This is a genomic window from Rhodococcus yananensis (assembly GCF_020515525.1).
In the GTDB taxonomy this organism is placed as follows: Bacteria; Actinomycetota; Actinomycetes; order Mycobacteriales; family Mycobacteriaceae; genus Rhodococcus; species Rhodococcus yananensis.
In genome coordinates this window covers 1-7,427 of record NZ_JAIYEP010000125.1, presented here as the reverse complement: position 1 = coordinate 7,427, position 7,427 = coordinate 1, and the positions used below count along the sequence as shown (strand labels likewise).

Annotated in this window: 5 protein-coding genes and 1 pseudogene; 5 read left to right on the top strand and 1 reads right to left on the bottom strand. The window is 68.4% G+C overall.

The annotated features are described in order from the left end of the window. The 3 genes from LDQ05_RS18870 to LDQ05_RS18860 all read left to right on the top strand — a co-directional run. Positions 1-192: hypothetical protein (locus LDQ05_RS18870; RefSeq protein WP_226438488.1), on the top strand; the 192-nt coding region annotated here is incomplete at its 5' end. 49 nt (positions 193-241) lie between these two features. Beyond that, positions 242-3,703, top strand: a complete 3,462-nt coding sequence (locus LDQ05_RS18865; protein ID WP_226438487.1) for an indolepyruvate ferredoxin oxidoreductase family protein — start codon at positions 242-244, stop codon at positions 3,701-3,703. Positions 3,704-3,749: 46 nt separating this feature from the next. Then, positions 3,750-4,826 carry a Glu/Leu/Phe/Val family dehydrogenase gene (locus LDQ05_RS18860; protein ID WP_226438486.1) on the top strand — a complete coding sequence of 359 codons (1,077 nt, stop codon included), beginning with the start codon at positions 3,750-3,752 and terminating at the stop codon, positions 4,824-4,826. A 70-nt stretch (positions 4,827-4,896) separates the two neighbouring features. On the opposite strand, the gene LDQ05_RS18855 is transcribed toward LDQ05_RS18860, so the two are convergent. Then, on the bottom strand, positions 4,897-5,406 hold the full coding sequence (locus tag LDQ05_RS18855; RefSeq protein ID WP_226438489.1) for an Lrp/AsnC family transcriptional regulator: 510 nt from the start codon (positions 5,404-5,406) through the stop codon (positions 4,897-4,899). 230 nt (positions 5,407-5,636) lie between these two features. Here LDQ05_RS18855 and LDQ05_RS18850 point away from each other — a divergent pair, with 230 nt between their 5' ends. Next, complete coding sequence (locus tag LDQ05_RS18850) at positions 5,637-7,169, top strand: amino acid permease (RefSeq protein ID WP_226438485.1); 1,533 nt, start codon at positions 5,637-5,639, stop codon at positions 7,167-7,169. 11 nt (positions 7,170-7,180) lie between these two features. Then, positions 7,181-7,427, top strand: a pseudogene (locus tag LDQ05_RS18845) (hypothetical protein); the annotation flags it as partial.

Genomic DNA, 7,427 nt, shown 5'->3' with positions numbered 1-7,427 from the left:
CGGCCCGGACCAGAGATGGTCCGGGCCGGCCGTTCCGTGCGGTGCGGTCGGGTCGCGGCACGTCGGCGGGAACTGATCAGTTCGGCTCGTTTCATCGATGTGATGACCGTCACCTTTGAGCAATATGATGTGTTGATGTCGATTGCGTTGACCGATGAGGTCACTTCTTGTGACTCTTGCTGCACCAAATGATGTGACGTCAGCAGCGGCACACCCTGTCGCAGCGAAGGAGCGGTGAGCGATGACCGAGATCGCGGTCCGGAAACCCGAGAAGCCCGCCTACGACCTCGACGACCGGTACCGGTCCGGATCCGGCACGGTCCTGCTCACCGGAGTCCAGGCGATCGCCCGGCAACTCGTCGAACAGCATGTGCGCGACATCCGGGCCGGGCGTCGCGTCGCCACCTTCGTCTCCGGCTACCCCGGCAGCCCGCTCGGCGGTCTCGACAAGCTGCTCCACGGCATGCCCCGGAAGCTCGCCGAGCACGACATCACCTTCGTACCCGGGTTCAACGAGGAACTCGCCGCGACCGCGGTCTGGGGCAGCCAGGGGGATCTCGGCGCCGGAACGCCGACCCACGACGGCGTCGTCGGCGTCTGGTACGGCAAGGGGCCCGGGCTCGACCGCGCCACCGATGCGCTCCGGCACGCGAACATGTACGGGGTGTCGCCGACGGGCGGAATGCTCCTGATGGTCGGCGACGACCCCGCCTCGAAATCGTCGACGGTGCCCGCCGTCAGCGAGCGGTCCCTCGCCGCGCTCGGTATCCCGGTCCTGTTCCCCCGCAACGCTGCCGAGATCGTCACCCTCGGTCTGCACGGGGTGGCGTTGTCGCGTGCATCGGGCTGCATCGTCGCTCTCAAGATCGTCGCCGACGTCGCGGACGGTGCCTGGTCGGTCGACGGTTCGATCGCCGACATCGACACCGTCGTTCCCGAGATCGAGTGGGACGGAAAACCGTTCGCCTACATCCAGCGCCCCATGGCGGCGCCCGGCGACAGCGTGATCTCCGAGGCCGACCTCTACGGACCGCGATGGAAGATGGTGCAGGAATATGGGAAGGTCAACGCGCTCGACGTCATCGAGGTCGACCCGCCGCAGGCCCACATCGGCATCGTCGCGACCGGACCCACCTTCGATGCGCTCCGCCAGGCCCTCCTCGATCTCGATGTCACCGATGCGGACCTGCACGCTGCCGGAATCCGCCTCATGCGTATCGGAATGCCGTATCCCATCGGCCCCGACCAGGTGCAGCGCTTCGCACGCGGACTCGACACGATCTTCGTCGTCGAGGACAAGACCGCCTTCGTCGAGACACAGATCCGCGAAATCCTCTACGGCACCGACACTCCGCCGCGCATCGTCGGTAAGAAGGACGACGAGGGCCGCCGCCTCGTCCCGGTCGACGGGGAACTGACCGCCGGCCGCATCCGCGGACCGCTGCGCCGGGTGCTGCGCGGACACGTCGAACTCGGACCCGGACCGCTGCCGCAACTCCCGCTCGAGGTGCTCTCCGCCACCCGCACGCCGTATTTCTGCAGCGGCTGCCCGCACAACCGGTCCACCGCGATCCCGGAAGGGTCGATCGGCGGTGGCGGCATCGGCTGCCACGCCCTCGTCACGATGTCCGGCCGGGCCGACAGCGCCGTCACCGGGCTCACCCAGATGGGTGGCGAGGGCACACAGTGGATCGGTCAGGCCCCGTTCACCGACATCGACCACATGTTCCAGAACCTCGGCGACGGCACCTACTTCCACTCCGGTCAGCTCGCCGTCCAGGCATGCGTCGCCGCGGGCGTGAACATCACCTTCAAGATCCTCTACAACGACGTCGTGGCGATGACCGGAGCCCAGGACGCCGAAGGGGCACTGACCATCCCGAAGCTCACCCACAAACTCGCCGTCGAAGGTGTGCAACGCATCATCGTCTGCTCCGACGACCCGAAACGGCACCGGCGACGGTCACTCGCGCGGGGAGTGCAGGTCTGGCACCGCGACCGGCTCGACGAGGCACAACGCCTATTGCGCGACACCCCGGGGGTGACCGTCCTCGTGTACGACCAGCACTGCGCGGCCGACGCGCGTCGACAACGCAAACGCGGCACCCTTCCGGCCCGCACCACCCGGGTCGTCGTCAACGAAGCCGTGTGCGAGGGCTGCGGTGACTGCGGTGTCAAGAGCAACTGCCTGTCGGTCCAACCCGTCGACACCGAGTTCGGATTCAAGACCCGCATCGACCAGACCTCGTGCAACACCGACTACTCCTGCCTCGACGGGGACTGCCCCTCCTTCGTCACCGTCGAGGTCGACCCCGGCCGCGGGCGCGACCGGAAACAGGTTCCCGCGGCCCCCGCGGTGCCCGACGCCCCGTCCGGCGCGGTGACCGGCACCCGCAACATCTTCCTCGCCGGCATCGGCGGCACCGGCATCGTCACCGTCAACCAGGTCCTCGCAACCGCTGCCCTGCGCGCCGGCCTCGACGTCGAGGCGCTCGATCAGATCGGCATGAGCCAGAAGGCCGGGCCCGTCGTGTCCCACCTGCGGTACTCCGCCGGAGAACTCGACCCCGGAAACCGTGTCGGTCCCGGCTCCGCGACCTGCCTGCTCGCGATCGACCTGCTGACCGCCGCGGACGCGAAGAGCCTGGCCCACACCGATGCCGCGACGACGATCGCGGTCGCCTCGACGAGTCGCACCCCCACCGGAGACATGGTCTACGACCGCGGTGTCCGCCACCCCGACGAAGCGGACCTTCTCGACCGTCTGGACACGGCCACCCGGACCCTGTCCTCGTTCGATGCTCTCGCCGCGGCGCAGACGCTGTTCGGTGACACCGCCGCCGCGAACTTCCTCGTGGTCGGTGCGGCGCACCAGCTCGGCGGCCTCGACATCCCCGCAGCCGACATCGAGGAAGCCATCGAACTCAACGGTGTCGCCGTCGCCGCCAACATCGCTGCGTTCCGGTGGGGACGGGTCGCCGTCGCAGACCCCCGAGCCTTCGCGGCGGCCACCGAACCCGTCCGGACCGACCGTGCCCCCACGGTGGTACCCGACGCACTGCTCGACGCGTTCACCGTCGACGGTGAGACACGCCGCCTCGCGACGGTGCGCGCCGCCGAGCTGATCGACTTCCAGGACGTGCGCGCGGCCCAGCGTTACCTGGGCGGCGTGCAGGACGTGTGGGACGCCGAACGGCGCGTCACCGACCGCACCGACCTGTCCGAGGCGGTGGCGCGGGGCCTGTTCAAGTTCACCGCCTACAAGGACGAGTACGAGGTCGCGCGCATGCTCGTCGACCCCGCCTTCCTCGCCGAGGTGCGCGACCAGGTGCCCGGCGGCGCAGAACTCACCTACCGCCTGCACCCGCCGGTGCTGCGCGCACTCGGCCGGTCCACGAAGGTCGGCTTCGGTCCGCGGACGCACTGGGCCCTGCGCGCCCTCGCGAAGGGGAAGCGGTTGCGCGGCACACGTCTCGACCCGTTCGGGTACGCCCGCATCCGCCGGCTGGAGCGGGCGCTGCGCGACCACTATCGCGCGACCCTCGACGGCTTCACCGCCGCCCTGACCGTCGAGGACTACGAGCGGGCCGTCGAATTCGCGGCGCTCGCCGACACGGTCCGCGGTTACGAGGACGTCAAACTCGCCTCCGTCGACCGGTACCGGAAGCGCCTGACCGATCTCGGTATCGCCGCCGACTTCTGATCGCCACATCCCCGACCCTGCTGCATCCCCGAAAGGACCACCGCCGATGAGCGCACCCACCCTCGCCCCCGCAGGCTCCGGAGTCTTCGACCGGTCCGGACTGCTGTCCGACCGACCCCACGAACAGGTCGTCTTCCACGAAGACCCGGCCACCGGGTTGCGGGCGATCGTCGCGATCCATTCGACCGCGCTCGGGCCCGCACTCGGCGGAACCCGATTCCACGCGTACAGCGACGAGGGGGCGGCACTCGACGACGTCCTGCGCCTGTCGCGAGGCATGACGTACAAGGCGGCGGTTGCCGGTGTGGACCTCGGTGGCGGAAAGGCCGTGATCATCGGTGACCCCGCGGAACTCAAGTCCGATGCGCTGCTCGAATCGTACGGACGGTTCGTCGAGACCCTTGCCGGCCGCTACATCACCGCGGCCGACGTCGGCACGAACGCAACGGATCTCGACGTCGTCGGGCGCCGTACCCGTCACGCGGTGGGTCGCACCGCAGCCGCGGGAGGTCTGGGGGACAGCTCCCCGCTCACCGCGCTCGGTGTGTTCCATGCGATGCGCGCGGGTGCAGAAAGGGTATGGGGGACAGCATCACTGGATGGTCGTGTGGTGGGTGTCGAAGGCATCGGGAAGGTCGGTCGCGAGCTCGTGCGCCTCCTCGTCGAGGACGGAGCACGGATCGTCATCTCCGACGTCGATCCGGTTTCGCTCGCCGCTGTCGCCGACTCGTTCCCGTCGGTGCGTGTTGCCGACAGCGTCCTCGAATCACGGCTCGAGGTGTACGCTCCGTGCGCGCTCGGCGGCACGGTGACCCGGTCGGTCGCGGCGTCCTGCGAGGCGCGGTTGGTCTGCGGCGCAGCGAACAACCAGCTGGCGACGCCGGACGTCGAGGAAGCGTTGCGGGACCGGGGCGTGACGTGGATTCCCGACTACGTCGCGAATGCCGGTGGGCTCATCCAGGTCGCCGGCGAGGTGGACGGTACGGGACTCGACGTGGCCACCGCCCGAGTTGTCGCGATCGGCGATCGTGTACGTGAGATCATCGATGTTGCAGCAGATCTCGGTGTCACTCCGGGGGCTGCGGCCGATCGGATCGCGGAGGCGCGCATCGACGCCGTGTGATTCGGGACGACGGGAGGGGAGGCGCCGCGGGCGCCTCCCCTCCCGTCGTGTGCGGGGTGGGTACGCGGGGTCACCCCAGGTCGGGTGCGGGGGTGGATCGACCGTGCCCGGATTCGCGGGTGAGCTTGTCCAGCAACGGTTGTGTGCGGTAGGCGACGGGTGTCGTCAATGCCAGGGTGGTGGTGGTGTGCGCGACGCCCTCGAGTGCGTGGATGCGCTCGAGGACGAGCAGCAGGTCCTCCTGGGACTGGGCGGCGATGCGGACGAGCAGATCCTCCCGCCCCGTGGTGGCGTGGACCTCGAGCACCTCGGGGAAGCGTTCGAGGTGCGCGATGACCTGACCCATGCGCGCCTGGACGAGTTCGGCGCCGATGAATGCCTGCAGGGGGACACCGAGTTTCGGTAGATCGACGACCGGTTGGTATCCGGTGACCGCGCCGGATTCCTCCATCTTGCGGATGCGGGCCTGAACGGTGTTGCGGGCGACGCCGAGCTTCGCGGAGAGATCGACGATACCCGCGCGCGGGTTGTGTGTGAGCTCCGCGAGCAGCGCCGCGTCGAGGCGGTCGAAACTGAGCACGATGCCCTCCCTTCGTAAGTGATGCGGATCACATTTGAGCATGATGCTCAGCTGATCGTAGAGATATTGACACGAAATCATGCGGTGCCATGATTGTCGCACTGAATTGCTCATTCGACCCGCTCGCATCGGCGTTCGTCGCAGCCCGGTGAGCGTCTCGATCCACCGGCCCCACGAGGGGCGGTGATGTGCGAATCACACCAGACATCGCCACAACGCAGGGAGTGCACATGCCCGGAGCAGGAATCTGGCGCACGAAATCAGTGGAACAGTCGATCGCCGACACCGACGAGCCGTCCTCTCGGCTCCGGCGGGAACTGACCGCGAAGGACCTCACGGTGTTCGGTGTCGCCGTCGTCATCGGCGCCGGCATCTTCACGCTCACCGCGCGCACCGCCGGCAACGTTGCGGGGCCGTCGATCTCGTTGGCGTTCGTGCTCGCGGCCGTCGCGTGCGGTCTGGCGGCCCTGTGCTACGCCGAGTTCGCGTCGACGGTGCCGGTCGCCGGCAGCGCCTACACGTTCTCGTACGCCACCTTCGGGGAGTTCGTCGCCTGGATCATCGGGTGGGACCTCGTCCTCGAGTTCGCGTTGGCCTCCGCTGTCGTCTCGAAGGGGTGGTCGATGTATCTGGGCGGCATGCTCGGTGCGTCCGACACCACGGTCCACGTGGGCTCGGTCGCCCTCGACTGGGGTGCGGTCGTCATCGTCGCGGCGATCACCGCGGTCCTCGCGATCGGCACCAAGATCTCCTCGCGGGTGTCCGCCGTGGTCACCGCCATCAAGGTCGCGGTCGTGCTCCTCGTGATCGTCGTCGGCATCTTCTACATCGACAAGAGCAACTATTCGCCGTACATCCCGGAAGCCGAGACCGCGCAGGACACGGCGACCGGTCTGCACCAGTCGCTGTTCTCGATGCTCTCCGGGGCCGACGGCAGCAGCTACGGCTGGTACGGGCTGCTCGCCGCGGCGAGCCTCGTGTTCTTCGCGTTCATCGGGTTCGACGTCGTCGCCACCACCGCGGAGGAGACCAAGAACCCTCAGAAAGCGTTGCCCCGCGGAATCTTCGGCTCCCTCGCGATCGTCACCGCACTGTACGTCGGGGTCACGCTCGTGCTCACGGGCATGGTCAAGTACACGGACCTGAGAACGGGCAGTGCCCTGGTCGGCGACGGAAGCGCCACATTGGCAACCGCATTCGAGGCGCACGGCATCACGTGGGCGCAGATGGCCATCAACGTCGGGGGCCTCGCGGGGCTCACCACGGTCGTGATGGTGATGATGCTCGGTCAGACCCGTGTGCTCTTCGCCATGTCCCGGGACGGTCTCGTGAGCCGGCGTCTCGCGACCACCAACCGCAAGGGTGTCCCGGTCCGGATCACGCTCGTCGTGGGTGGTGTCGTCGCGGTGCTCGCCGCGGTGTTCCCGATGGGTGTCCTCGAAGAGATGGTCAACATCGGCACACTGTTCGCCTTCGTCCTCGTGTGCCTGGGAGTGCTGGTGCTCCGACGCACCCGACCGGACCTGCCCCGCGGCTTCCGGGTTCCCCTCGTACCGCTGATTCCGATCGTCGCCGTCCTCGCGTGTGGATGGCTCATGCTCAACCTCTCGGTCGAGACGTGGATCCGTTTCGCGATCTGGATGGCGCTCGGGGTGGTCGTGTACTTCGCCTACGGCCGGCGCTACTCGGTGCTGGGCCGGCGGTTGCGGGCGCAGGAGAAGACGGTCGAGCGGGCGCCGGAGGCGGAACCCGAACTCGTGTAGGTGCGGCGCGGGTGGTCGCGCTCGTGACGTCCGCGTCGGGTGGTGTGATCACTGCCGGGGGAGCGACGTTCGCCGTACCGCGACGAGCACCGACATGCGCAGCACGGTCGGAACGCCTCGACGAGTCCGGCCCGCACACCGTGATCACCGCCGACACCGAGGACCGCGCGAAGGCAGCGCTCGAGGTGTTCCGCGAGAAGCTCATCCGCCGCGACCTGTCGCTCAAATCGTTCGACGCGGGCGACCCGGTGCAGTCCG